Here is a 24,560-nt window from a genome sequence, read left to right on the forward strand (position 1 = left end):
GAGATACGGCGGTTACCTCAACACTACTCTCATCGTCGCCACAGATCCACGCTGATTTCGATACGTGGGACGACGACGGCGGAGCTCACCCCCGTGGTCCACGCACCCGGATCGTTGGCGTGCCTGGGCTCCCCCGGCCGGTGCCGGGGTCTGGGTCAGGCGGTCTTCTTGGTCCGCCGCCGGGTGGGTCGCTTGGCGGTTTCGGAGTCCTCGTCGGAGTCGTCCTCGGCGTCGTCCGTCCCGGTCTTGGCCTTCGTGGAACTCGATTTCGTGGAACTCGACTTCGAGCCGGCGGACTTCGTGCCGGACTTCGCGCGGGTCGACGTCGTCTTCGACTTTGCCTCGCCGTCGTCGTCGGAATCGTCGCTCGATCCGGCCGCACCGGTGCTCGCCGTGTCACGCTTCGCCCGGGATGCCTCGACGCTGCGGCGCAGGGCCTCCATCAGGTCGAGCACCTCGCCGCCCTCCTCCGCCTCCTCGGGCGCCTCGTTCTCGAACGCCTCGCCCTTCTCGAGCTTGGCCTCGATCAGGCGCTTCATCTGCGCCTGGTAGTCGTCCGTGAACTCCCCCGGCGCGAAATCGGACTCGTAGCTGCTCACCAGCGCGGCGGACATCTGGAGTTCCTTCGCCGAGACCTTCACGTCGTCGGCCAGGCTCGGGAAGTCCGCCTCGCGCACCTCGTCGGACCAGAGCAGCGTCTGCAGCAGCAGCACGTCACCGCGCACCCTCAGCGCCGCGAGCCGGGTCTTCTGCCGGAGCGTGAAGGACACGATCGCGGTGCGTTCGGACTCCTCCAGGGTGCGGCGCAGCAGCACATAGGACTTCGTCGAGGCGGACGTCGGGGCGAGGTAGTAGGAGGAGTCGAGCATGATCGGCTCCACCTGCTCGCTCGGTACGAACTCGAGCACGTCGATCTCCCGGCTGCGCTCGGCCGGCAGGGTCTGCAGGTCCTCGTCGGTCAGGACCACCGTCTGCTCACCGTCGGAGTAGGCCTTGTCGATGTGCTCGTACGGCACCACCTCGCCACACACCTCGCACTTGCGCTGGTACCGGATCCGGCCGCCATCGGCGTCGTGGACCTGGTGCAGCTTCACGTCGTGGCTCTCCGTGGCCGAGTAGACCGAGACCGGCACGTTCACGAGCCCGAACGTGATGGCGCCCTTCCAGATCGACCGCATCGGCCCTGCCTCTCCTCGACACCTGCAACTGTGGGGTTCCCAGTACACACGTCCTGTGGACCGAGCGCCAGAGTACGCGGCGTCCAGGCGCGCCGTCAGCCGGCCCGTTCGTCCAGCCGTCGGAGCTCCACCTGCGGCCGCGCCCCTGCCTCACCGTAGAAGCGGCCCTCGCGTGCCTTGACCGCGGCGACGAGCACGAAGCTCAACGAGACCAGCAGAGCCCACGAGCCCCATTTGCCGGCGTGCACCATCCGCCAGATCTCCGCCTGATCGGGGTACTGCCAGGCGCCGAGGAACGTCGCGGCGTTCTCGGCGACCCACAGGAAGAAGCCGATCAGCACGAACGAGACGGTCAGCGGCATCGCGTACCGGCGGGTGCCGACCGTGTAGAACACCCGGCTGCGCCACAGCGCCACCACGAAGCCGGCAGCGATCAGCCACCGCACGTCGGGGAGCACGTGGTGGGTGTAGAAGTTCGCGTACGCGGCCGCGGCCAGGAGCACGGCCGGCACCCAGCGGAAGTCCGTCACGCGCAGGTCGAACCGGCGGAACGCCTGGCACAGGTAGGACCCGACCGCCGCGTACATGAAGCCGGAGTACAGCGGGACGCCACCGATCATCGCCCACGCCTGCTCCGGGTAGGACCACGATCCGGCGTTCACCTTGTACAGCTCGAGCGCGAGGCCGATCAGGTGGAACGCCCCGATAACGGCCACCTCACGCCCGGTCTCGAGGCGCAGGAGGTAGAACACGAGCGTGATGGCGAGGCCGTACAGCAGCAGCGCGTCGTACCGGGCGATCGGCAGCGGCACCACGGAACTCACTGCGAGCCCGGCGAAGATCGCCGCGGCGAACAGACAGCACTGCACCTGGAGCCAGCCGAACCGCAGCAACTGCCCGACGGCGGCTGCCGCCCTTCTCGAGGGAGCCGCTACCAGGGCGAGCGTTCCGTGGGTCACGGGCACGAGCGTGCCAGCGGCGCCCGCCGAGCCGCGCGCCCACGGCGCGCGATCCGCAACACTCGCCCAGCACGCCCACGCAACCTCCCCGGTCCGTCCACGACGGCTCCGGACGAGCGGAACGCCGTCGAGCCCGGGACCTGCGCGCCGGTCGCCCGAACCGTTGTCCGGAACCGCCGGACGGCGCAGGATGACGGGATGCGATCGAAGCAGGATCTCGTCGCGGCGCTGCTCGCCTTCCCCCCGGGTCATCCGTATGCGAAGTGGAACGGAACCCACTGGCGGCTGGTCGAGATCGCCGACTGCGGGGTTCCGGTACCGAGCTCCCGGCTCGAGCCGGGCGTGGCGTCGGAGCTGACCTGGCTCCTGCCCGGTCTGGCACCCGACCAGGTGCTCCGGGTGGGCGGTCGAGCCCGTCGGCACGCCTCGATCGAGGGCAACGCGGTGTACGCCCTGTCCCGGCTCGGGTACGGGGGCGATGACCGGACCGGTCGGCTCGTCGACGCCCTGCTCGACTGGCAGTGGCCGGACGGTGGGTGGAACTGCGACCGGCACCCGGGGGCGTGGCGTTCGTCCTTCCACGAGTCGGCCATCCCGGCGCTGGCCCTGGCGACCTACGCGGCGGCCACCGGGGCGGTGGCGGCCCGTCGTGCCGCCGAGCGCACCGCGGAGCTGCTGCTCGAACACCGGCTGTTCCGGTCGACCTCGACCGAGGAGGCGATCCACCCGTCGTGGACCGTGCCGCACTACCCGTCCTACTGGCACTACGACGTGCTGATCGGACTGCGGCTGCTGGCCGCCGTCGGGCGGCTCGGCGACCCACGCGCCTCCGACGCCGTGGACCTGCTCGAGCATGCCCGGCGTGGCGACGGTCGGTTCGCCGGCCGCAGCTGGTCCTCGAGCAGGCAACCGGCCGCCGTCGACCGGGGTCGCGGAGGCGAGAACCTCCTGCTGAACGAGCTCGCGGGCACGGTTCTGGCCGAACGGGCCGCCGCCGGCCGATGAGGTGACGGCCGTCTCGTACCCGCGCCGTCGGCCGCCTGTCACCATATGGGGATGGCCCGTAGTTCCGAGACGTCCGTGGTGGTGGACGGCCGCCGGGTGCGCCTGACGAACCTCGACAAGGTGCTCTACCCCGCGACCGGCACCACGAAGGCCGAGGTGATCGCCTACTACTCCGAGATCGCCCCGGTGATGCTGCCGCACTGCTCGGGGCGGCCGGCCACGCGCAAGCGCTGGGTGAACGGGGTTGGCACCGAGGACGATCCCGGCCAGGTGTTCTTCACGAAGAACCTCGACTCGGGCACGCCGGACTGGGTGGTCCGCGCCGAGCTGGCGCACAGCGACCACACGAACGTCTACCCGCTCGTGGGCGACCGGGCCACCCTGGTCTGGCTCGCCCAGATGGCTGCCCTCGAGATCCACGTGCCGCAGTGGCGGTTCGACTCCGCCGGGCAGCCACGCAACCCGGACCGGATCGTCTTCGACCTCGACCCCGGCCCCGGCATCGACCTGCCGCAGGTGGCGCAGGTGGCGAGCCTCGTGCGCGAGGTGCTCGCCGGGATGGGCATGGACGCGGTCCCGGTGACCAGCGGTTCCAAGGGGATCCACGTCTACGCGGCCCTGCCCGGCGCACACCCCTCCCGGCAGATCAGCGACCTCGCCAAGGAGCTCGCCCGGAGCCTGGAGGCCGACCACCCGGACCTGGTGGTCTCGGAGATGGCGAAGGCCAAGCGCGTCGGCAAGGTGTTCATCGACTGGAGCCAGAACCACTCGAACAAGACGACGGTTGCCCCGTACTCCCTGCGCGGGCGCACCCACCCGACCGTCGCCGTGCCCCGCACCTGGGACGAGCTGGCCGACCCGGAGCTGCGGCACCTGGACCTGACCGAGGTGCCGGCCCTGGTCGCCGAACGCGGCGACGCGATGGCTGCACTGGAGGGCCTCGCCCACGCCATGGACACCGCCGGCGGGCACGGCCCGGACCGGCTGACCACCTACCGCGCCAAGCGGGACGCGGCGAGGACCCCGGAGCCGGTGCCGCATGCGCCGCCGCCGGACGTCACCGAACCGGTGTTCGTGATCCAGGAGCACCACGCGAGCCGGCTGCACTGGGACCTGCGGCTTGCCCACGACGGGGTCCTGGTGAGCTGGGCACTGCCGAAGGGGGTGCCGACGGACCCGGCCGGCAATCACCTCGCCGTGCAGACCGAGGACCACCCGATGGAGTACCTGACGTTCCACGGGTCGATCCCGAGGGGCGAGTACGGCGCCGGCGAGATGACGATCTGGGACACCGGGACCTACGAGCTGGAGAAGTGGCGCGAGGGCAAGGAGGTCATCGTCACCCTGACCGGGGCCGACGGCGGTGGGCTGGCCGGGTCGGTCGGGCGCAGCGCCCGCTTCGCGCTGATCCGCACCGGCAGGCGCGACGGCGACGAGAACCACTGGCTGATCCACCTCATGAAGCCAGCCGGCACCGGCGCGCCCGCCTCCCCCGCACGCTCGCCCCGACGAGATCGCACCGCCGCCGTGACACCTCACGGCGTGCCCGACACCGCCGCGGCCGAGCCCGCCTCCCCGGCCGAGCCGGTTGCCCCGGCCGAGTCCGCGTCCCCGCCCGAGCCGGTTGCCCTTGCCCGGCCAGTTGCTCCGGCCGAACGGTCCGACGCCGCCGGGCGGCGGCCGGTCCTCCCACCACCTCGGCCGATGCTCGCCACGCTCGGATCGCCCGCGGACGTGCCCGGTGGACCGGGCTGGGCGCTGGAGATGAAGTGGGACGGGATGAGGGTGGTCGCCGTCGTGGACCGGGATGCGGACCCGGTGGTGCGGCTGTGGGCCCGGAGCGGACGCGACATCACGGCGACGTTCCCCGAGCTGGCCGTGCTGACCGACTGTGTCGGCGTGGAACGCGTGGTGCTCGACGGCGAGATCGTCGCCCTTGACGCCGGCGGTCGCCCGGACTTCGCCGAGCTGCAGCCGCGGATGCAGGCCACCAATGAGCGGGAGATCGCCGCGGCCGCGGCCCGTCGGCCGGTCCACCTGATGCTCTTCGACATCCTCGAGCTGGACGGCACCCAGCTCCTTGAGCAGCGCTACGACGACCGTCGGAGGGCACTCGAGACCCTCGTCGACGCCCCGGACGGCGGCATCGTGCAGGTGCCCCCGGTGTTCGACGGCGACCTCGACGCCGCCATCGCGGCCTCCCTTGCCTGGAACCTGGAGGGCGTCGTGGCCAAGCGGCGCGACTCGCGCTACCTGCCCGGCCGGCGCGCGTCCGGGTGGGTGAAGATCAAGCACACCCGCACCCAGGACGTCGTCATCGGGGGCTGGCGCCCCGGGCAGGGCGGCCGCACCGGGCAGGTCGGTTCACTCCTGGCCGGGGTCCACGACGACGACGGTACCCTGCGCTACGTCGGCCGAGTGGGATCGGGGTTCAGCGCGGCAGAGACGGTGGCCTGGGTGCGTGAGTTCGCGCCCCTGGCCCTGGCCCGGAGCCCGTTCGAGGACGTGCCCGCCCTGGACGCCCGGGACGCACACTGGATGGAGCCCACTCGGGTGGGCGAGGTGGCGTTCGGTGAGTGGACGCCGACGGGTCGGTTGCGGCACCCCCGCTGGCGCGGCTGGCGACCGGACATCGATCCGGCTGCCGTACGACGCGACGGCTGACCGCACCGGACGTCGGGTCAGGGCACCGGCTGGCCTGTCAGAGCGCCGGCGGGCCCGTCAGAGCACCGGCTGGCCTGTCAGAGTCCGGCCGGGACCCGACGGCGTCGAGCGCCGTGGGCGTGCGGTGCCTCGTCGAACGGGTCCAGATCCTCGAACGGCGACCGGCCGTCCAGCGGCTCTCCCACGTCGAACGGCTTGCTGTCTACGAACGGCTCCGTGCCGGCGACCGGCCGGAGGTCCTCGAGCGACTCGGCGTCGGCGTCGGACCGGCGACCATCGATGGACGAGTCCTCGCCGAACGACTCGGCACCGGCGAGCGCGCCGAGTTCGACGACCGGAGCGGGTCCGGCGAGACGCTCGGACTCGGCGACCGGCTCCGGATCCGTCACGCGCTCGACCGACGCGCGTTCCGCCGTCGCCGGCTCCGGACCAGTGACACGCTCGACCGACGCACGCTCCACCGTCGCCCCGGTGGCAACGGCTGCCACGGGCGCCTCGACCTCCTCGACGACCTCCGCCACTAGCGGTGCGGGGACGTCGAGCCCGGCCTCGGGGGCCGGCCCGGCGACGGCGGCGAGGGGCGCCACCGGCGCCGCCGATACCGCGCTGGCGCCGTGCACCCGCGGCACCACGTAGACGAAGCCCCGGCCCGGCCGGTTGCGCAGCCGCAGCACGGGCTTGAGGTCGCCGCGGCGGGCCAGGATCGTGCCGACCACGGCCACACCGAGCAGCGGGCCGATGGCGCATGCCGCCAGGCCGGCGTGGGCGCCGTAGTGCTCGGCCACCCAACCGATCAACAGGCCGGAGAAGGCCTGCGCGCCCATGTTGATGAGCACGTACAGGGACAGCACCCGGCCGCGCATCGCCGGGTCGGCGCTCGTCTGCACCAGGGTGTTGCTGCGGGTCAGGTAGAGCAGGCAGCTCAGCCCGACGCCGAAGAGCGCCACCAGGAACAGCCAGAACACGGACAGCACCGAGGCCACCAGGAGCAGGATCCCGAGCGCGGCGGCACCTCCGACGAGGGTCCGCAGTCGCAACGTCCGGGCGCGGCCGGCGAAGATCGCACCGGTGCAGGCGCCGGCGGCGAGCGTCGAGGTGAGCAGCCCGTAGCCGCTGGCGCCGGCGCCGACCACCTCGTTCGCGTACTGCGCGAGCACCGTGGCCATGTTCACCCCGGTGATCGCGACGAACCCGACCAGCACGCAGGCCCAGAGGATCTCCGGTTTGCTCCGCACGTGGGCCAGCCCCTCGCGCAACTGTCCCTTGGCGCGGGCCACCACGGGTGCGAGGTGCATCTCGGACCGGCGCATCCGGAAGATCAGGAACGCTGCGATCCAGCAGGCGATCGCGTTCGCGACGAACGCCCACCCGTTGCCGACCAGGGCGATCAGAGCGGCGGCGAAGGCCGGACCGATCAGCGCACCGAGCTGGAACACGGAGGTGTTCAGGCTGATCGCTCGGCGGAGCAGTTTCGGGCCCGCGATCTCGTGGATGAACGCCTGCCGGGCCGGGTTGTCCACCACGATCGCCATGCCGCCGAGCAGCGCCGAGGCGAGTACGTGCCACACCTCGACCGCACCGAGCAGCGTCAGGATCCCGACCACGAGGGTGAACGTGCCGAACAGCGTCTGGGTGATGGTGAGGATCCGCTGCCGGTTGTACCGGTCGGCGATGACGCCGCCGAACAGACCGAACACCAGCATCGGCGCGAACTGCAGCGCGACGGTCAGGCCGACCAGGGCGGCGGAGCCGCTGAGTTCCAGCACCAGCCAGTCCTGGGCGACCCGGGCGGCCCAGCCGCACGTGCTGGTGAGCACCTGCGAGGAGACGTAGAACCGGTAGTTCCGCACGCGCAGGGCGTCGAGGATGCCAGCGCCGGCGGTCGGCGAGCGGAGGGGTCTGAGGGCGAACGGGGACGGGAGCCTGGTGAGGCGGGCCGAAGGCACAGAGGTCCTTAGTGAAGTGCGCGAGTAAGTGAGTCGGAGTCGGACCGAGAGATGGATCTCGAGGCGAGCACCGAGGCATCGAGGCGGTGCTGCGAGCATCGGGTCGACACCTCGGAAGTGAGGCGGTACCGCCAAGCCTAGGCAGGCTTGACCCATAAGTCGAAGCCATACATCCTATAAGTGCCATTGCCAATCGCAATGACTGCGACGACATGATCGAATCGTTACGACGACGAGGTGCGGCCTTTGTTCGATCCCACCCTGCTGCGTACCTTCCTGGTACTGAGCGACACGTTGAGCTTCACCCGGACGGCCGAGCGGCTGGGCATCTCCCAGCCGACGGTGAGCCAGCATGTCGGCAGACTGGAGCGGGCCGCGGGCCGTTCGCTCGTGCTGCGGGACACCCGGGCGGTCACCCTGACGGACAACGGCGAGGCGATGGCCGGCTTTGCCCGCACCATTCTCGCGGCCCATGACCAGGCCGTGGCGTACTTCACAGGTTCGGCGATGAGCGGGCGGCTCCGGTTCGGCGCGGCCGACGATCTGGCGCTGACCCAGCTGCCCCGGATCCTGCGGGACTTCCGTCAGCTCCACCCGCAGATCAGCCTCGAACTGACGGTGGCCCAGTCCGGCCTGCTCCACCGCCGGCTGCTCGCCGGGCACCTGGACCTGGTGTTCATCAAGGAGAACCCGGACGAGACCGAGGGCCAGCTGGTCCGACGCGACCGGTTGGTCTGGGCGGGCCTGCCGAGCACCCGGATCGACCCCGGCGACGTGGTGCCGCTGATCACGTACCCGAACCCGAGCCTGAGCCGGCTCACCGCGGTGCGCGCGCTCGAGGACGCGGGACGCACCTGGCGGGTGACCTGCACCACGCGGGAGATCAACGGTGTGCTCGCCGCGGTGCGGGCCGGCCTCGGAGTGACCCCGCTCGCGCAGAGCCTGATCCCGGCCGACCTCTCGATCCCGCCGGCCGGATCCGGTCTGCCGCCGCTGGGCGACGTCGACCTGACGCTGGTCGCGAACCCCCGCGCTCCGGTCGCACCGGTGGCCGCGCTGACGGCGGCGATCCTGAGCAGCGGGGCGGATCCACTGGCGCCCGCCCGGCGCTGAGGCTGGTCGTCGCGACCGGGCGGGCCGGTCGAGGACTCAGTCCTTGGACTCGAGCGCCTTGGCCTGCTGCACGAAGTAGTCGACGAACAGGCGCCCCACGGTCAGCACCACGAACCCGAGGGCGAAGCCGCCAATGAGCATGGCCAGGCCGCGCAGCAGTTCCCCCGCGCCTCCGTAGGCGCCGACGTATGCGAACTGTGCGATCGCGTTGAACAGCCCGCCTACGGCCAGCACCGCGGCGAGCACGATGATCGCGATGTAGGCGAGCTTCGCGGTCTTCAGCGTCGACGGCGTGGCGAACTCCGTGTCGAAGAGCCCCGGGCCACCGGGCGCCGTCGGGTAGGGCGCGCCGCCGTACTGACCGCCGAAGCCCGGCTGGCCGAACTGGCCGGGCTGCTGGGCCTGACCGGGCTGCTGCGGCTGACCGGACTGCTGGCCGTAGCCGCCGGCCTGGCCGTATTGATCCTCCTGACCGGGTGCCTGGCTCGCCTGGCCGTAGGCCGCCTGGCCGTAGGCCGCCTGGCTGGCCTCGTCGTAGGCCGCCTGGCTGGCCTCGCCGTACGCCGCCTGGCTGGCCTCGCCGTACGCCGCCTGGCTGGCCTGACCATAGGACCCCGGCGCCTGACTCGCCTGCCCGTACTCGCCCGCCGGGTTCTGCGGTGTGCCGTACTGGCCGGGGACACCCTGCGGCGACTGCGGTGGCTGGTACTGGCTCATGTGTCTGGTAACCCCTCGGGAGTGCGTGGTCGGTCGCGGGCATCCGTCGCCCACGATCAGTCACCCTAGGCCCAAACGCAGCCGCCCCCCGGGAGGCGGGTGGGCAGTCCTGCCCGTCGGCCCACCGATCGCCCGATCCGATCCCGGGTCACCCGCCGGGTCCTGGCCCGTCCGGCCTTGTGCCCGGCAACCACCGCTCAGTACCGTCGGGGGCGGGTCGCCCGCCGTCGGGTGCGATCGAGCACCCCGGCACGATCGAAGAAGGAGATACCCGTGAGCGACGTCAGCGCCACCGGCTTCCTGCGAGAGGACACCAGCGGCCTCGAGCTCGTCTTCGAGCGCACCTTCGAGGCACCGATCACCGAGATCTGGTCCACGCTGACCACCTCCGAGGGCACCGCCGCCTGGATCGGCACCTGGACCGGGGACCCCCGCGAGGGTGGCGCCGTCTCCTTCACGATGACCGCCGAGGAGAGCGCCGAGCCGGAGGACGTCTCGATCCTCGAATGCCAGGCACCGACCCGGCTCCAGGTGGAGTTCGCCAGCGAGGCCGGCGTCTGGCACCTCGAGGCAGACCTGCGCGAGGTCGACGGCGTCACCACCCTCGATTTCTCCCAGCTGCTGGACCAGGGCCAGGACGTCACGAGTATCGGCCCCGGCTGGGACTTCTATCTGGACCGCTTGGTGGCGTCCCGGACCGGCGCGCCGATGCCCGTCTGGTCCGATTACTTCCCGGCCTTGAGTGCGTACTACGCGGGACTCGGCTGATCCACTGTCGCGGGGCGACGCCGTCAGGCAGGATGGGTCGGACAACGACACACCGCCGTCACGCGAAGGAGCGACCATGACCAGCCACGAGGTCCGCGCAGGAGTCACGGACCTGGAAGGTCTGGCCCGCGAACACCTTGCCCTTGCCGCAGCGTCTCCGCACGGACGCAGCGCGCACCTGTTCGTCCACGACGGGCCGCTGCGCCAGACGATGGTCGCGATCGTCGCCGGTTCCGGGCTCGCCGAGCACAATGCCCCACCCGCGGCGAGCCTGCAGGTGCTCACGGGGCGGATCGTGCTCTGGAGCGCCGACGCCGAGGACGAGGTGGCCGCCGGCGGCGTCATCTCGATCCCCCAGGCCCGCCACGGCGTCCGCGCGCTGGAGGACTCCGCGTTCGTGCTGACCGCCGTCACCTCGACGCCGTTGGGCGGGCGGGACTGGGGCATCGGCCAGGAGCACTGACGGCGGGAATGCTCCGCGGCGTGGGCCTGTTGCCACCCATATGACGAAGCCGACCCTGACCGTGGACATCTGGTCCGACATCGCCTGCCCGTGGTGCTACATCGGCAAGCGGAAGTTCGAGGAGGGGCGCCGCGCCTACGACGGCCAGGTGGAGGTCCGCTACCACTCGTTCGAGCTCGCACCGGACACCCCGGTCGACTTCGAGGGCAGCGAGGTGGACTTCCTCGCCACCCACAAGGGGATGCCGGCCGGTCAGGTGCAGCAGATGCTCGACCGGGTGACCGCGATCGCGGCCGAGGTCGGCCTGAGCTACGACTTCGACACGCTCCGCCACACCAACACCCTGCTCGCCCACCAGGCCCTCCATTTCGCGAAGGCCAACGGCAAGCAGCACGAACTCCTGGAGCGGTTGTTCGCCGCGTACTTCGAGCAGGGTCGTCACCTCGGCCGCGCCGAGGAACTGGCCGACCTCGGTGCCGACGTCGGCCTGGACCGGGCCGCCCTGCTCGCCGCGCTCGAGTCACAGACCTACGCCGACGACGTCCAGGCCGACCTCGACCGGGCCCTCGCCCTCGGGATCTCCGGCGTGCCCTTCTTCGTCATCGACGGCAAGTACGGCGTGTCCGGGGCGCAGAGCCCGGAGACGTTCACCCAGGTGCTCGAGCACGTGGCCGCCGACGAGGCCCGCGAGGGAGCCGGCGTTGAGTGAGGCAGTCTTCGGCGCGGCCCCGTCGATCGAGGTCGGTCCGAGCGCGGCATCTGGTCCGGTGACGCCGGGGGGCCCGACCGGCCTCGCCGCGATCCCCGGGCTGCCGGAGCTCGGGGCGGTCGGCTGGTGCGGGCCCGACGGCGTGTGTCACGTTCCTCAGGACGTCGCGGCGGCCCGCGCGGGCACGGAGCCCGCGGCCGAGCGGGTGAGCCGCTCGCGCAACGCGGCCAGCTGAGCCGACATGGCCGTCGGTAGCCGGTCTCCGAACTGCTCGAAGTAGTCCTCGGTGAGGTCCGCCTCGGCGAGCCATGCTCGGGCGTCGACGTCGAGCAGTGCCGCCAGTGCGCCGTCGGGCAGGTCGAGCCCGGCCAGGTTCAGCTCGCCCGCGGCCGGCAGCGTCCCCAACTGGCTCGGCCGGCCGGAGACCTCCCCGGCGACTCGACGCAGGACCCAGTCCAGGACCCGGGAGTTCTCCGAGAACCCGGGCCACAGGAACGTCCCGTCGGCGCCCTTGCGGAACCAGTTCACGGCGAAGACCTTCGGTGCGTCCGCACCGAGGACCTCCCCCATCCGCAGCCAGTGGCCCCAGTGGTCGGCCATGTTGTAGCCGCAGAACGGAAGCATCGCGAACGGGTCCCGGCGCAACTGCCCGACCGTGCCCTCTGCGGCCGCGGTCTGCTCGGAGGACACCGTGGCGCCGTAGAAGACCCCGTGTGCCCAGTCCTGCGACTGCATCACCAGCGGCACGTTGCTGGCGCGACGCCCGCCGAACAGGATCGCGTCGACCGGGACGCCGTCCGGATCGTCCCAGCGCTCGTCGATCACTGGGCACTGGTCCGCGGCCACCGTGAACCGCGAGTTCGGGTGCGCGGCGGGCCGCCCGTGCGCCGCGCCGAGGCCTGGGGTCCAGTCCCGGCCCTGCCAGTCGATCAGGTGCTCTGGAGCGTCCGGCGTGAGCCCCTCCCACCAGACGTCGCCCTCGTCGGTCAGCGCGACGTTGGTGAAGATGACGTCGTGGGTGAGGGTCTCGATCGCCGTCGGGTTCGTGGTGATCCCGGTGCCGGGGGCGACGCCGAAGAAGCCCGCCTCCGGGTTGATGGCCCGGAGGCGACCGTCCGGCCCGGGCCGCATCCAGACGATGTCGTCGCCGAGGGTGGTCACCTTCCAGCCGGGAATGGACGGCCGCAGCATCGCCAGGTTCGTCTTGCCACAGGCACTCGGGAACGCGGCGGCCACGTGGAAGGCACGGCCCGAGTCGTCGGCGAGCCGGATCAACAGCATGTGCTCGGCGAGCCAGCCCTCGTCGCGGGCGATCGCCGACGCGATCCGCAGCGCGTAGCACTTCTTCCCGAGCAGAGCGTTCCCGCCGTACCCGGAGCCGAACGACCAGATCTCCCGGGTCTCGGGGAAGTGGGTGATGTACTTCGTGTCGCTGCACGGCCACGGCACGTCGGGGATCGTCTCACCAGCGGTGCCCGTGAGGGGCATGCCGACCGAGTGCACCGCGGGCACCCAGGACGACCCGGCCGCGATCTCGTTCAGTGCGGCCGTACCCACCCGCGTCATGATCCGCATGCTGGCAACGACGTACGGCGAGTCCGTGATCTCGATGCCGACCTGCGAGATCGGACCGCCGACCGGCCCCATCGAGAACGGCACCACGTACATCGTGCGTCCGCGCATGCTGCCGGCGAACACACCGTCGAGGACCTCACGCATCTGGGCGGGGGCCATCCAATTGTTCGTGGGGCCGGCGTCGACCTCCCGCTCGGAGCAGATGTAGGTCGCGGACTCGACGCGCGCCACGTCGGAGGGGGCGGACCGGGCCAGGTAGGAGTTCGGGCGTAGCTCCGGGTTGAGCCGGATCAGCGTGCCGGCTCGCACCAGGGTCTCGATGATCCGGTCGCTCTCCGCGTCGGACCCGTCACACCACTGCACGCCGTCGGGCTGGGTCAGCGCGGCGATCCGGTCGACCCAGGCGGTCACCTCGGCGAGCGGTCCGGGTCGCGTCGCGGGCACGGTGCTCCCGGCCACGGTGGTCGCGGGCACGGTGCTCGCGGGCACGGTGCTACCCGCCGGGGGCCGGCGGGTCGGCCGTTCGGCGCCGAACGGGACCGGGACGTCGAGGACGTCTGCCTCGGGCTCATCGATCGCGGAGAGGAACATCGGGGGTGACCTTTCGTCGCTGCCGGGAGGGGTGTGACTCCACACTGACGCGACTCGTGTGCGATTCTCGGGAGGATTTCCATGCAACTTTCGTCGAAGTTGCCTTATGGTCAACTCATGCGCCACACGAGCGAGCAGTCACCTCGGCCGGCCCTCACCGTGCCGGTGATCCCGCTCCCGGGAGAGCCGGTGGTCGACGCCGCCTCGACCGCCCCGGACGGCCTCACCCTCGGCCGCCGGATCCGGCACTTCCGCAACCGGCAGGGCCTCACCCTCTCCGAACTAGCGGGCCGGGTGGACTCCACCACGAGCCAGCTCTCCCACGTCGAGAACGGCAACCGGGAGCCTCGGCTGTCGCTGATCACCGCCATCGCGGCCGCGCTCGGGGTCAGCGTGGCGGAACTCCTGGAACCGGGGCCACCACCGGATCGTCGGGCCGAGCTCGAGATCGCGCTCGACCGGGCGCAACGGAGCTCCCTGTACGCCGGGCTGGGCGTCGCCCCGGTCCGGCCCGGCCGGAACACGCCGCTGAACGTGCTCGAGTCCCTGGTCGCCCTCCACACCGAGTTGGCCCGGCGGGCGGCCGAGGCGATCGCCACCCCCGAGGAGGCCCGCCGGGCGAACACCGAGATCCGGATGATCATGCGGACCCGGGACAACTACCTGCCCGAGATCGAGGAACTCGGCGAGGACCTGATCCGCCGGGCCGGGTACACCTCCGGTGCCCTGACCCACAGCACCGTCTCGGAGATGGCCCGGACCCTCGGCTTCGAGATCATCCATGTGCCGGACCTGCCCCACTCGACCCGCACCGTGACGGACCTCGCGAACGGGCGGATCTACCTACCGCCGGCGTCCATCCCCGGCGGGCACGGCCTGCGGTCCCTGGCCCTGCAGGCGATCGCCCACCGGGTGCTCGGGCATGTCCGGCCGGTGAGCTACGCGGACTTCCTCCGGCAGCGCCTGGAGATCACCTACTTCGCCGCCACCTGCCTGATTCCCCGCAGCGCCGCCGTCGACTATCTCTCCGAACGCAAGCGGAGCCGCGACCTGGCGATCGAGGATTTCCGGGACGCGTTCGGGGTGACGCACGAGGCGGCCGCGCTCCGCTTCACGAACCTCGCCACCTCACATCTGGACCTGCCCCTGCACTTCCTGCGGGTGTCCGACGACGGCGCCCTGTACAAGGGCTACGAGAACGACGGGGTGGGCCTGCCCGCGGACGTGCACGGAGCCATCGAGGGCCAGTACGTGTGCCGGCACTGGGCGGCCCGGGCCGCGTTCGAACGACGCACCCGCACCACCGAGTTCCATCAATACACCGACACCCCGGCCGGTACGTTCTGGTGCTCGACGCAGACCGGACGGTCCGACGCCGGGGAGTTCTCGATCACGGTCGGGGTGCCGTTCAACCATGCGAAGTGGTTCCGCGGCCGTGAGACCGCCCGCCGCGCGGCCTCCGGCTGCCCCGACGAGTCCTGCTGCCGGCGTCCGGCAGCCGACCTGGGCCGACGGTGGCAGGAGCACTCCTGGCCGAGCGCGGCACTGCACACGCAGATCCTCGCGCCGCTGCCCTCGGGCACGTTCCCGGGGGTGGACGATGCTGAGGTGTACGCGTTCCTCGAGGCGAACGCACCGTCGGAGGGTCCCTGACCGGCGTACCCTCTGCGGGTGAGCAACGATGTCGCCCCGGACTCCCCCACCGACGACGACGCCGTGGCGGCCCTGGTGGCACTGGTCCGGATCCCGACCGTCTCGGTGGCCGGCGAACCCTCCACCGGGGCACCCTTCACGGAGTTCCTCGCCGAGCACGCCCGCCGTTTCCCGTTGATGCACGCACGGCTGCAGCTGACCCTGCTCGAGGGCACGGCGATGCTGTTCCACTGGCGCGGCGCGTCGAGCGAGCGACCCGTCGTGCTGATGGCCCACCTGGACGTCGTCGGCGTCGAGACCGCCGACCCGTGGCGGCACCCCGCGTTCTCCGCGGAGATCGCCGACGGTGAGATCTGGGGCCGCGGGACGCTCGACGACAAGGGCTCCCTGACCGCGCTGTGCCTCGCCGTGGAGCGGCTGCTCGCGCGCGGCGTCACGCCGGCCCAGGACATCTGGCTGAGCTTCGGCAACGGCGAGGAGGTATCCGGTGCCGCCGCGTCGGCCGCCGTCGAGCACCTGCGGACCGCCGGCGTGCGGCCCTGGTTCGTTCTCGACGAGGGTGGCGCCGTCGCAGCCCGCGCGTTCCCGGGCGTCGCCAAGCCGCTCGCCGTCATCGGGGTCGCCGAGAAGGGCACCACCACCGTCGAGCTCACCGTGGCCGGTCGCGGCGGCCACTCGTCCACGCCGGCCCGCGGGGACGCCGTCGCCCGTCTGGCCCGGGCGATCGTGCGGCTGGACAACTACACGTTCCCCGGGTCGCTGCCCGCCCCCACCATCGAGATGCTCACCCGCCTGGCGCCGCACGCGGCGCCCGCGATGCGCCCGGTCCTGTCCCGCACCGGACGGTTCGGCGGGGCGATCACCAAGGCGCTGCAGGTGGCGGGTCCGGAGTCGGCCGCCATGACCCGGACGACGGCGGTGGTCACCACCCTGTCCGGCTCACCCGGGCACAACGTGCTCGCCTCGGTCGCCCGCGCCGGTGTCAACCTGCGGATCATGGTCGGCGACACGGTGACCGGAACGGTCGAGCGGATCCGCCGGGTGATCGGAGACGACCGCGTGCAGATCACCGTCGGCGACGCGAACGAGCCATCGCCGGTGTCACCGTGGGACAACGACGCGTTCCGGCTGATCGAGGCGGTGATCGCCGACTCCCACCCGGACGCCGTCCCCACGCCGTACGTGATGATGGGTGGCACCGACGCCCGGTTCTTCACGACGATCTGCCCGCGGGTGTACCGCTTCGCCCCGTTCCGGATGAGCAAGGAGCAGCGGGCCTCGGTCCATGCCTATGACGAGCGGATCGGCGTGCGCGACTTCCTCGACGGCATCGGTTTCTACACCCGGCTGATCGAACGAGTCGCCTGATGGACGACCGGACCACGTCGACGCCGACCGCCTCCGCCGGACCCGTGACCATGTCGACTGCGGCCGGTGTCGGCCTGAAGCAGGGCCTGTGGGCCGTCGTCGGCTTCCTCATCTGCGTGGAGATCGCCTCCGGGATCCTCCAGGGCTTCTATACCCCGATCTTCTCCGACATCGCCGTGCACCTGGGTATCCAGGACGCCGACGTCAACTGGTTCGAGGCAGCGCAGCTGATCGTGTCGGCGCTCTGCGTGCCGCTGCTGGCCCGGCTCGGCGATGTGATCGGGCACCGCAGGGTGTTGCTGCTCGCGACTGCGATCACGGCGCTCGGGTCCTGGATGCTCGCGTTCTCCCCCACCTTCTCCACGTTCCTGATCGGCTGGGCACTGCAGGGCGCGTACGTGGTGTGGCTGCCGCTGGAGGTCGCGATCATCCATCGGCGCACGGCGGCGAGCGGCCAGCAGGCCCGGCTCACGCGGCGTGCCTCCGGCTTCCTGGTGGCTGGGCTGGAGATCGGGGTGATCATCGGGGCACTGACCTCCGGGGCGCTGGTCGCCGCGACCTCGATGACGGTGCTCCTGATGCTGCCGGCCATCGCCGTCACCGCCTGCTTCGCCGTCATCTGGTTCGGCGTCGAGAACGTCCCGGGGACGTCCACCGGCGGCATCGACTGGCCGGGGCTGGGCATGATCACCGCAGTCATCGGACTCGTTATGGCCGGGCTGATCACGATCCGGCTGCAGGGACCCGCGAGCCTCCCGGCGTGGGCGCTGATCCTCGCCGGCCTCGTGCTGGTGGTCCCGTTCGTGCGGATCGAGCGAGCTCGGGCCGAGCCGCTCATCGACGTGCGGGTGCTGATGCAGCCGGCACAGTGGCCGGTCCAGCTGACGGCGTTCCTGTTCGGGATGTCCGTGCTGGGGGCACAGATCCCGCTGTCCACGTTCGCCCGCACGGACCCGGCGACGGCGGGGTTCGGCCTGGGTGCGAGCGCCGGGTTCGTCTCCACGCTCGTGGGGCTGTACGTGATCTCCATGGCCGGCGGTGCCCTGCTCGTGCCGGTGCTCGCGAGGCTGGTCGGGCCGCGCCGATCGCTGGTGGTCGCGGCGCTGCTCGTCGGAGCGGGCTACGCGCTCTTCCTGCCGTTCCATGACACCACCTGGCAGACGATGGCGAACATGATGGTGGCCGGCCTCGGCTCCGGCGCCCTGGTCGCCTCCCTCCCGGCCGCGGCGGCCGCCGCGGCACCGCCCGAGCGCACCGGGTTCGCGACCGGGATGACGAACGCGACGAAGACGCTGGGCGGCGCGATCGCGTCCGCGGTGTTCGCGATCGCGCTTGCCTCGACCGGGTCCCTCGAGGGACCGGCGGCCGGGCACGCGTCGCTGACGGGCTACCTCACCGTGTGGGCCGTGTGCGCAGCCACCGCGTTCGTGGCCGCACTGTGTCTGCTGCTGGTGCCGCGGTCGGCGTTCCAGGACTGAGCCGGCTCTGACCGAGTGAGCCACCGGTGGACCGGGTCCACCTAGGCCGTGACGACGTTGCCCTCCTGGACCTGCACCGCGACCTCGGGCAGCGGCTCGTCGGCCGGCCCGGACACGACCTCGCCGGTGAGCTGCTCGAACTCCGACCCGTGGCACGGGCAGTACAGGAGTTCCTCACGCACCCGCACGCTGCAGCCCTGATGGGTGCAGATCGCGCTGAACGCGACCACCTCGCCCTCGGTCGGCTGCGCGACGACCAGCTCCACGCCGTTGGCCGTGGTGACGACGAGCGAACCACCCACCGGAACATCCGCGAGTGCGACCAGGGTCTCCCCCGCTGTCGGCTCCTCGGGCTCGGGCTGCGCACTGCAGGCGGCCAGACCCACCATCGTCACCCCGCCTCCGGAGGCGAGCAGGACCTGGCGGCGGCTGGGGCACGGGCACATGCGGGCAAATCTACCCGGGCACCCGTGGGCGAGCGCGCGGACCTGCGGCGCGGTCACCCTGGTCCGCCGCACGAGGACACCCTCGCCAGGCGGGGCCTCGCCCACGACCGGCGGGGATGCCGGTCGGGGGCGAGGCGGTCGGTCGGGATCAGACGCGCTCGGGGAACTTGCCCTCCGAGCGGATCCGCGTGTTCAGCTCCTCGAGGTAGAGGTCCTCGTCAAGGTCGAGGGGGACCTCCTGCCCCGTCCAGCTGGACAGGTGGATCGCATTCGCGAGGCGGACCCCGTTGATGCCGTCGGAGCCCGGCGCGAGGAGCGGGGTCCCGTCGATGATGTTCGCGGCGAAGTTCTCCAGGACCCCCGAGTGCTGGGCGCCCCAGGGCCGGGTGTACTCGATCGTCTCGGTCGTGTAGAGCGCCTCCGTGTCCTGCTTGCCCATGAACAGCTGCTTGACCTCTTCCATGGACATGGTGTCGCTGATCTCGCGCTCGTCCCGGACCAGGCGGTGCACGGTGGCAGTCTTGGAGTCGTCGACGATGATCTTGCCCTTGTCGCCGAGGATCTCGAACCGGTCGGTTCCGATGATGTCGTGGGTCGCGGTGACGAGCACGCCGGTGGCGCCGTCGCCATAGTCGAGCACCACGGTCACCTCGTCCTCGACGGCGATGTTCCGCCGGAAACCGTACGCGACCTTCGCGAAGACCGACTCGGGCACCCCGCAGATCCACTGCAACAGGTCGAGCTGGTGGGGCACCTGGTTGACCAGGACGCCGCCGCCCTCGCCACCCCAGGTGGCGCGCCAGGCGCTCTGGTCGTAGTAGCCCTGCGGACGCCACCAGGTGGTGATCAGCCAGTTCGTGCGGCGGATCTTGCCGATCTCGCCGGACTCGACGATCTCCTTGATGCGCTGGTAGAGCGGGTTGTTGCGCTGGTTGAACATGATCCCGAAGGTCAGTTCGGGCTTGGTCGCGGCGAACTCGTTGAGCTCCTTGACCTGCTTGGTGTAGACCCCGGCCGGCTTCTCCACGAGCGCGTGGATGCCGCGGGACAGGGCGGCGATGCCCATCTCCGGGTGCAGGAAGTGCGGCACGGTGGTGACGACGGCGTCGACGTCGCCGCTCTCCAGCATCTCGACGTAGTCCTCGTAGACCGACACACCCGCGTAGGTGCTCTGGGCGAACTCGCGCTTGGCCGGGTCACGGTCCGTGATCGCACCGATCACCATGTTGGGCACCAGGCCCTCGTCGATCATCTTGGCGTACATGCCGCCCTGGGTACCGAGCCCGATGATGCCAAGTCTGACCTTGTCTACCACGTTGGAGTCTCCTGAAGTCGTTCGAGTGGGGGCATCGCTGCCGTTCCCCAGAGGCTAGGCCGGGTCACCGGGGGTGCCCTATCTGTTGCCGCCTGTTGCCGCCTGTTCCCGCTGGGTGCCGACGGCCCTCGCGCACGGTCTGTACGTGCCGCATCCCAGGGATCGGTGCCAAGATGTGCCAATGATCGTTGTGACCACGAATGAGATCCCCGGCTACCGCATCGACGCCGTCATGGGTGAGGTGATGGGTCTGACCGTCCGCTCCGCGAACATCGGGCAGAACTTCGTCGCCTCCTTCCGCTCGATCGGCGGAGGCGAGGTCACCGAGTACACCCGCCTCGTCTACGAGAGCCGCCAGGAGGTCATGAACCGGATGACCGTCGAGGCGCAGCGGCGCGGCGCGAACGCCGTGATCGGCATGCGGTTCGACACCGGCGACATCGCCCAAGCGTTCAGCGAGGTCTGCGCGTACGGCACCGCCGTCTACGCCACCCCGATCGGCGAGGACGAACAGGGTCACACGAAGCAGTCGGTCGAGCAGGCCAAGAACCCGGCCAACGTGGCCCCGGCCCCGGCGCCGAACCCCGGTCAGCCACAGGCTCCCGGCTACGGTGGGGCGTCCGGGCAGCCGCAGGGTGGCTACGGTCAGCAGCCGGGTGGATACGGTCAGCAGCCAGGTCAGCAGGGCCCGCCGCCGGCCGGTGGCTACCAGCAGCCGCCCGCGGGTGGCTACCAGCCGGGCTACTGACGACTCGCTGGCGCCCTGCGTCGGCAATCTGGGTCTCCCGACCGAGCTGTGGATCGACGGTCACACCACTGCGGCCGCCGTCGCTGCAATCGACGGCTGCCCACCCAGGGGCCCACACGTGCCGCTGTGACGCGACGCCGGTGACATGATCCGGTGATGTCCGAAACTGGCCATCCCGGTCACTACGAGGTCGCCGTGCGCTGCCCGCTCGTCGTGCTGGCGGTCGCCGGCGCGCCGCATCAACTGGAACTGCTCGCCAAGCGGCTCGCCGACGACTTCCCCACCGAGCGCTTCGTCGGGATCCTCTGCGCTGCCGACGACGACGGCTTTGCCACCACGCTCAGCATCCTGCGGGCCGAGCTCGAAGAAGTGATCTTCACCGACTCCTCGGCACCCGAGGGTCTCCTCGGCGCGGACCTCGCGATGCGAGCTCTCGAGGAGTACCAGATGGGCCAGGACTTCGTGTTCACCGTGGCCGACCTCGGCGAGGCCATCACCTACGCGATCGATGTCCTCACCGATGAGAAGCGCAGCGACTGGGAGGGCACAGCGATCCTCGTCCTGGGATCCCGAAGCGACCTCACCGCCGCACGACGGGCCGTATCGGCATCCGGAGGCAACGCCCCACCCTGACCTGGTCCTCTGGGGAGCGACCTTGCGCCGCCGACGCAGCGGCGTGGCAGGGACACTAGAAGTCGACGGGGTCGCGGGCGATCGGGCAGGTCATGCAGTGCCCGCCGCCACGCCCGCGGCCGAGTTCGGCCCCGACTATCTCGACCACCTCGATGCCGGCGTCCCGCAGCAGCGCGTTCGTCAGCGTGTTCCGGTCGTAGGTGATCACCACGCCGGGCTCGAGGGCGACCGCGTTGTTGCCGCTGTCCCACTGCTGACGCTCGGAGGCATACGCGTCCCCGCCGGTCTCGATGACCCGCATCCCGGACAGTCCGAGCGCCTCGGTGACGACCTTGAGGAACGTGCCCTCCCCCTCGTCGATGACGTCGAGTCCCCCCGGCACGTCACCGGGCAGGAGGGTGAACGTGTGCACGCCGTCCATGATCCGCGGATACAGCGTGACCACATCCCGGTCGGCGAACGTGAACACGGTGTCCAGGTGCATGGCCGCACGCAGCTTCGGCAGACCGGCCACCACCACGCGCTCGGCCGCGCCCTGCGCGAACAGGTTCGCCGCGACCTGTGTGATCGCCTGCCGGGACGTGCGCTCGCTCATCCCCATGAGCACCACCCCGTTGCCGACCGGCATGATGTCACCGCCCTCGAACGTGGCCTGGCCCCAGTCCGCCTCCGGGTCGCCCCACCACACCTGCGAACCCGCGAACGAGGGGTGGAACTCGTAGATCGCCTTCATCAGCAGGGTCTCGCCGCGCCGGGCCGGCCAGAACAACGGGTTCATGGTGAGTCCGCCGTACAGCCAGCACGTGGTGTCGCGGGTGTAGAGGGTGTTCGGCAGCGGGGGCATCAGGAACTCCTGCGCGCCGCGGGACTCCCGGGCCATCGTCAGTGCCGCCGACCGGAACTCCGCCGGCAGGTCTCCGGTCGCGAGGCCGCCGATGAGGTACTCGGCGAGCGTGGCCGCGTCGAGGGTGTCCAGGTACGCGCGGGTGTCGACGATCACGCCGAGACCCACCTCGTTCGGCACGATCTTGCGATCGAGGAGCCAGGCGCGCGCTGCCGGGATCGCGATGGTCTCGGCGAGGAGGTCATGGAGCTCGAGAACGTGCACGCCCCGGTCGACCATCTGCGTGACGAAGTCGGCGTGGTCGCGCTGGGCGTTCTCCACCCACATCACGTCGTCGAAGAGCAGAGCGGCACTGTTGCTGGGCGTGAGTCGCTGATGGGCCAGCCCGGGCCGGCAGACCAGTACGGTCCGCAACCGGCCGACCTCAGAATGCACGCCGTGAACGATGTCCGGGTCCGCTGCGGTGGGCATGCCCGAGCCTCTCACGCCGCCTCCGTCAGGGCGCGACGATCAAGCAGGAGCTCGACGCAGTGGCCAGGACCCGACCCCGGGCATCCCGAAGGTCCGCCTCCGCGAAGGCGGCCCGGCGACCGGGCTTGGTGACCCAGCCGTGCGCCGTCACCGGGCCGGTCTCGGCCGAGATCGACCGCAGCAGGGAGATCTTGATCTCCAGGGTCGTGTACCCGACGCCGGCCGGCAGCGTCGAGTGCACCGCGCAGCCACAGGCCGAGTCCAGCAAGGTGGCGGCGAAGCCGGCGTGGACAGATCCGATCGGGTTGTAGTGCGAGTCGTCCGGGATGCCGGTGAGCACCACGTCGCCCTCGGCGACGGAGACGAAGCCCATGCCCACGTGGGCCGCGATCGGCGGCGGCGGCACGACGCCGTCGATCACCGCCTGCAACTGCTCAAGCCCGGTCCGCTGGAACGCGCGGGCGACCTGGGGCAGCGGGTCGCGGTAGTGCAACGTCCTGGTCCGTTCGGCCTCGGCGGTCATCGTTCCACTCCTTCGTCGCACCCGGATCGCCGACCCTGTCGATTGCTCGGTCGGCCTCGCCACCGTACCGTCGGAGCCAGCGATGACCGCCGATCTGGGAGCCATGGACATGAGCGATGACTGGGTGGCGCCACCCGTGCACGACGACGACCTCGTGCGCGCGAACACCGGGCACGGCTGGCAGGAGTGGGTCCGCCTCCTCGACTCCGGCCCGGGCCGTGCGGCCGGCCACACCGAACAGGCCCGCTGGGTGCGCGAGGAGCACGGCGTCGACGGCTGGTGGGCGCAGAGCGTCGTCGTCGGCTACGAACGGATCGTCGGGATCCGGCTGCCCGGCCAGCGGGCGGACGGCACCTTCACGGTGTCCCGGTCCCGCCTCCTCGATGCCGATGCCGGCAGCTGGCGGGCCCGACTGCTCGACGACGGAGCCCGAGCCACGCTCTTCGCGCCGCCGACCACGTCGCTGCGCTCGAAGCCGGACGCACGAAGCCTGCGCTTCGACCTCGCCGACGGCGCCGACTCGCTCGGCATCATCGCGGTCGCGCTCGACCCGGTCGCGGAGCGGGTCCGGCTGACCCTCACGCACGAGAAACTGCCCGACGCCGCTGCGGCAGAGCGGTGGAAGGACCGGTGGGCCGAGTGGGTCGCAGACCTCGGGACCGAGTAGTGCCGATCGCCGCATAGGCTGGACCGTTGGAGCAGCACCCGAGGAGAGGCGGTCACAGATGCCGGGTGGCGAAGAGATCCTGGTCGAGACGGTCGACGAGCGCGGACGGGCCACCGGAGTCGCCGAGAAGCTCGAGGCGCATCGCGAACCCGGTGTCCTGCACCGGGCGTTCTCGCTGTTCGCGTTCGACGGCGCGGGGCGACTCCTGCTGCAGCGTCGGGCTGCCGGCAAGTACCACTCCCCGCTGATGCTCACCAACAGCGCCTGCGGTCACCCGTTCCCGGGCGAGGCGCCGGTGGCGGCGGTCGCTCGCCGCGCCGCCGAGGAGCTGGGCACGCCGGTGGACGACCTGACCGAGCTCGGCATCGTGCAGTACCACGTGCATGACGGCCGACCGGACTGTACGAGCGTGAGTACAACCACGTCTTCGCGGGCCGGGTGGACGCAGGGTCCGTCGCGGCCGACCCCGAGGAGATCGCCGAGGTCGTGTTCGTCACGGGGGCGGAGCTGGCCGCGCTGCGCGCGGCCGAGCCCTTCACGGCCTGGTTCGACGACGTCTGGGGCCTCGCTCAGCCATACCTGACCGACTGGGGCTTCCGGACCGGTTGAACCGGCGACCGGTCCGCGCAGCACCCCGCCGGCCCTTCGCGAGACCGCCACGACTCCCCCACGACACCTCCGCCGCACCCACGGCGCCGCGGCCCCCACGCGCATTCCACGGCCGGC

Annotated in this window: 22 protein-coding genes and 1 pseudogene; 14 read left to right on the forward strand and 9 right to left on the reverse strand. The window is 71.2% G+C overall.

All coding sequences use genetic code 11. The features are described 5' to 3' along the window. Nucleotides 1-155: 155 nt before the first annotated feature. Together ku and GKS42_RS16175 are read right to left on the reverse strand one after the other, a co-directional pair. A complete protein-coding gene (gene ku, locus GKS42_RS16170; RefSeq protein WP_154794761.1) occupies nt 156-1,178 on the reverse strand; it encodes a non-homologous end joining protein Ku in 1,023 nt (340 codons plus the stop codon). Nucleotides 1,179-1,273: 95 nt separating this feature from the next. After that, the gene (locus GKS42_RS16175) at nt 1,274-2,137 is read right to left on the reverse strand and encodes a DUF817 domain-containing protein (RefSeq protein ID WP_232847697.1); all 864 of its coding nucleotides are present in this window, start codon (nt 2,135-2,137) and stop codon (nt 1,274-1,276) included. A 198-nt stretch (nt 2,138-2,335) separates the two neighbouring features. Between GKS42_RS16175 and GKS42_RS16180 the strand changes: the two genes are divergently transcribed. Further along, on the forward strand, nt 2,336-3,142 hold the full coding sequence (locus GKS42_RS16180) for a hypothetical protein (protein WP_154794763.1): 807 nt from the start codon (nt 2,336-2,338) through the stop codon (nt 3,140-3,142). Nucleotides 3,143-3,193: 51 nt separating this feature from the next. Beyond that, on the forward strand, nt 3,194-5,806 hold the full coding sequence (locus tag GKS42_RS16185) for an ATP-dependent DNA ligase (RefSeq protein WP_154794764.1): 2,613 nt from the start codon (nt 3,194-3,196) through the stop codon (nt 5,804-5,806). A 77-nt stretch (nt 5,807-5,883) separates the two neighbouring features. On the opposite strand, the gene GKS42_RS16190 is transcribed toward GKS42_RS16185, so the two are convergent. Then, nucleotides 5,884-7,656 carry an MFS transporter gene (locus GKS42_RS16190; RefSeq protein ID WP_232847698.1) on the reverse strand — a complete coding sequence of 591 codons (1,773 nt, stop codon included), beginning with the start codon at nt 7,654-7,656 and terminating at the stop codon, nt 5,884-5,886. 342 nt (nt 7,657-7,998) lie between these two features. Here GKS42_RS16190 and GKS42_RS16195 point away from each other — a divergent pair, with 342 nt between their 5' ends. Continuing rightward, complete coding sequence (locus tag GKS42_RS16195; RefSeq protein ID WP_154794766.1) at nt 7,999-8,865, forward strand: LysR substrate-binding domain-containing protein; 867 nt, start codon at nt 7,999-8,001, stop codon at nt 8,863-8,865. Between the two features lie 36 nt (nt 8,866-8,901). On the opposite strand, the gene GKS42_RS16200 is transcribed toward GKS42_RS16195, so the two are convergent. Continuing rightward, a complete protein-coding gene (locus tag GKS42_RS16200) occupies nt 8,902-9,582 on the reverse strand; it encodes a hypothetical protein (RefSeq protein ID WP_154794767.1) in 681 nt (226 codons plus the stop codon). Between the two features lie 273 nt (nt 9,583-9,855). Between GKS42_RS16200 and GKS42_RS16205 the strand changes: the two genes are divergently transcribed. From GKS42_RS16205 to GKS42_RS16215, 3 genes are all read left to right on the forward strand, one after another. Then, entirely contained in the window at nt 9,856-10,350 is a 495-nt protein-coding gene (locus GKS42_RS16205) for an SRPBCC family protein (RefSeq protein WP_154794768.1), read from the forward strand. A 76-nt stretch (nt 10,351-10,426) separates the two neighbouring features. Beyond that, nucleotides 10,427-10,813, forward strand: coding sequence for a cupin domain-containing protein (locus GKS42_RS16210; protein WP_154794769.1), 387 nt, complete (start codon nt 10,427-10,429; stop codon nt 10,811-10,813). A gap of 40 nt (nt 10,814-10,853) precedes the next feature. Then, nucleotides 10,854-11,522 (forward strand): DsbA family oxidoreductase, encoded by a 669-nt coding sequence (locus GKS42_RS16215; RefSeq protein ID WP_154794770.1) that lies wholly within the window; start codon nt 10,854-10,856, stop codon nt 11,520-11,522. A gap of 156 nt (nt 11,523-11,678) precedes the next feature. Here the strand turns inward: GKS42_RS16215 and GKS42_RS16220 are convergent, their stop codons facing one another. After that, on the reverse strand, nt 11,679-13,688 hold the full coding sequence (locus GKS42_RS16220) for a phosphoenolpyruvate carboxykinase (GTP) (RefSeq protein WP_154794771.1): 2,010 nt from the start codon (nt 13,686-13,688) through the stop codon (nt 11,679-11,681). Nucleotides 13,689-13,805: 117 nt separating this feature from the next. Between GKS42_RS16220 and GKS42_RS16225 the strand changes: the two genes are divergently transcribed. The 3 genes from GKS42_RS16225 to GKS42_RS16235 are packed head-to-tail and all read left to right on the forward strand — an operon-like array spanning nt 13,806 to nt 18,187. After that, complete coding sequence (locus GKS42_RS16225; protein ID WP_154794772.1) at nt 13,806-15,341, forward strand: helix-turn-helix domain-containing protein; 1,536 nt, start codon at nt 13,806-13,808, stop codon at nt 15,339-15,341. An 18-nt stretch (nt 15,342-15,359) separates the two neighbouring features. Next, complete coding sequence (locus GKS42_RS16230) at nt 15,360-16,709, forward strand: M20/M25/M40 family metallo-hydrolase (RefSeq protein WP_154794773.1); 1,350 nt, start codon at nt 15,360-15,362, stop codon at nt 16,707-16,709. Continuing rightward, entirely contained in the window at nt 16,709-18,187 is a 1,479-nt protein-coding gene (locus GKS42_RS16235) for an MFS transporter (RefSeq protein WP_232847699.1), read from the forward strand. The genes GKS42_RS16230 and GKS42_RS16235 overlap by 1 nt, the downstream gene beginning before the upstream one ends. Nucleotides 18,188-18,228: 41 nt before the next feature. On the opposite strand, the gene GKS42_RS16240 is transcribed toward GKS42_RS16235, so the two are convergent. Together GKS42_RS16240 and GKS42_RS16245 are read right to left on the reverse strand one after the other, a co-directional pair. Continuing rightward, nucleotides 18,229-18,633 carry a QcrA and Rieske domain-containing protein gene (locus GKS42_RS16240; protein ID WP_154794774.1) on the reverse strand — a complete coding sequence of 135 codons (405 nt, stop codon included), beginning with the start codon at nt 18,631-18,633 and terminating at the stop codon, nt 18,229-18,231. A 148-nt stretch (nt 18,634-18,781) separates the two neighbouring features. After that, entirely contained in the window at nt 18,782-19,948 is a 1,167-nt protein-coding gene (locus GKS42_RS16245) for a Gfo/Idh/MocA family protein (protein ID WP_154794775.1), read from the reverse strand. Nucleotides 19,949-20,129: 181 nt separating this feature from the next. Between GKS42_RS16245 and GKS42_RS26245 the strand changes: the two genes are divergently transcribed. Both GKS42_RS26245 and GKS42_RS16255 read left to right on the forward strand, forming a co-directional pair. Beyond that, on the forward strand, nt 20,130-20,696 hold the full coding sequence (locus GKS42_RS26245; protein WP_154794776.1) for a YbjQ family protein: 567 nt from the start codon (nt 20,130-20,132) through the stop codon (nt 20,694-20,696). Between the two features lie 156 nt (nt 20,697-20,852). Beyond that, nucleotides 20,853-21,329: a hypothetical protein gene (locus GKS42_RS16255; RefSeq protein WP_154794777.1), complete on the forward strand. Its 477-nt coding sequence runs from the start codon at nt 20,853-20,855 to the stop codon at nt 21,327-21,329. A 55-nt stretch (nt 21,330-21,384) separates the two neighbouring features. On the opposite strand, the gene GKS42_RS16260 is transcribed toward GKS42_RS16255, so the two are convergent. Both GKS42_RS16260 and GKS42_RS16265 read right to left on the reverse strand, forming a co-directional pair. Beyond that, a complete protein-coding gene (locus GKS42_RS16260; RefSeq protein WP_154794778.1) occupies nt 21,385-22,644 on the reverse strand; it encodes an arginine deiminase in 1,260 nt (419 codons plus the stop codon). A 25-nt stretch (nt 22,645-22,669) separates the two neighbouring features. Then, entirely contained in the window at nt 22,670-23,167 is a 498-nt protein-coding gene (locus tag GKS42_RS16265) for a PaaI family thioesterase (RefSeq protein WP_154794779.1), read from the reverse strand. Between the two features lie 82 nt (nt 23,168-23,249). On the opposite strand from GKS42_RS16265, the gene GKS42_RS16270 reads away from it, so the two are divergent. From GKS42_RS16270 to GKS42_RS26575, 3 genes and pseudogenes are all read left to right on the forward strand, one after another. Continuing rightward, complete coding sequence (locus tag GKS42_RS16270; RefSeq protein WP_154794780.1) at nt 23,250-23,834, forward strand: DUF4287 domain-containing protein; 585 nt, start codon at nt 23,250-23,252, stop codon at nt 23,832-23,834. A gap of 58 nt (nt 23,835-23,892) precedes the next feature. Further along, nucleotides 23,893-24,162 (forward strand): annotated as a pseudogene (locus tag GKS42_RS26570) (NUDIX domain-containing protein); the annotation flags it as partial. 110 nt (nt 24,163-24,272) lie between these two features. Next, nucleotides 24,273-24,443: a hypothetical protein gene (locus tag GKS42_RS26575; RefSeq protein ID WP_232848150.1), complete on the forward strand. Its 171-nt coding sequence runs from the start codon at nt 24,273-24,275 to the stop codon at nt 24,441-24,443. Nucleotides 24,444-24,560 lie beyond the last annotated feature (117 nt).

It is taken from the genome of Occultella kanbiaonis, from assembly GCF_009708215.1.
In the GTDB taxonomy this organism is placed as follows: Bacteria; Actinomycetota; Actinomycetes; order Actinomycetales; family Beutenbergiaceae; genus Occultella; species Occultella kanbiaonis.

What these genes read in the sequence shown, in the direction of transcription:
- GKS42_RS16240 (WP_154794774.1), bottom strand. Translation starts at nt 18,633, where the DNA reads ATGTGCCCGTGCCCCAGCCGCCGCCAGGTCCTGCTCGCCTCCGGAGGC.
- GKS42_RS16185 (WP_154794764.1), top strand. Translation starts at nt 3,194, where the DNA reads ATGGCCCGTAGTTCCGAGACGTCCGTGGTGGTGGACGGCCGCCGGGTG.
- GKS42_RS16260 (WP_154794778.1), bottom strand. Translation starts at nt 22,644, where the DNA reads ATGCCCACCGCAGCGGACCCGGACATCGTTCACGGCGTGCATTCTGAG.
- GKS42_RS16265 (WP_154794779.1), bottom strand. Translation starts at nt 23,167, where the DNA reads ATGACCGCCGAGGCCGAACGGACCAGGACGTTGCACTACCGCGACCCG.
- GKS42_RS16200 (WP_154794767.1), bottom strand. Translation starts at nt 9,582, where the DNA reads ATGAGCCAGTACCAGCCACCGCAGTCGCCGCAGGGTGTCCCCGGCCAG.
- GKS42_RS16225 (WP_154794772.1), top strand. Translation starts at nt 13,806, where the DNA reads ATGCGCCACACGAGCGAGCAGTCACCTCGGCCGGCCCTCACCGTGCCG.
- GKS42_RS16180 (WP_154794763.1), top strand. Translation starts at nt 2,336, where the DNA reads ATGCGATCGAAGCAGGATCTCGTCGCGGCGCTGCTCGCCTTCCCCCCG.
- GKS42_RS16270 (WP_154794780.1), top strand. Translation starts at nt 23,250, where the DNA reads ATGACCGCCGATCTGGGAGCCATGGACATGAGCGATGACTGGGTGGCG.
- GKS42_RS16255 (WP_154794777.1), top strand. Translation starts at nt 20,853, where the DNA reads ATGTCCGAAACTGGCCATCCCGGTCACTACGAGGTCGCCGTGCGCTGC.
- GKS42_RS16220 (WP_154794771.1), bottom strand. Translation starts at nt 13,688, where the DNA reads ATGTTCCTCTCCGCGATCGATGAGCCCGAGGCAGACGTCCTCGACGTC.
- GKS42_RS16215 (WP_154794770.1), top strand. Translation starts at nt 10,854, where the DNA reads ATGACGAAGCCGACCCTGACCGTGGACATCTGGTCCGACATCGCCTGC.
- GKS42_RS26245 (WP_154794776.1), top strand. Translation starts at nt 20,130, where the DNA reads ATGATCGTTGTGACCACGAATGAGATCCCCGGCTACCGCATCGACGCC.
- ku (WP_154794761.1), bottom strand. Translation starts at nt 1,178, where the DNA reads ATGCGGTCGATCTGGAAGGGCGCCATCACGTTCGGGCTCGTGAACGTG.
- GKS42_RS16235 (WP_232847699.1), top strand. Translation starts at nt 16,709, where the DNA reads ATGGACGACCGGACCACGTCGACGCCGACCGCCTCCGCCGGACCCGTG.
- GKS42_RS16210 (WP_154794769.1), top strand. Translation starts at nt 10,427, where the DNA reads ATGACCAGCCACGAGGTCCGCGCAGGAGTCACGGACCTGGAAGGTCTG.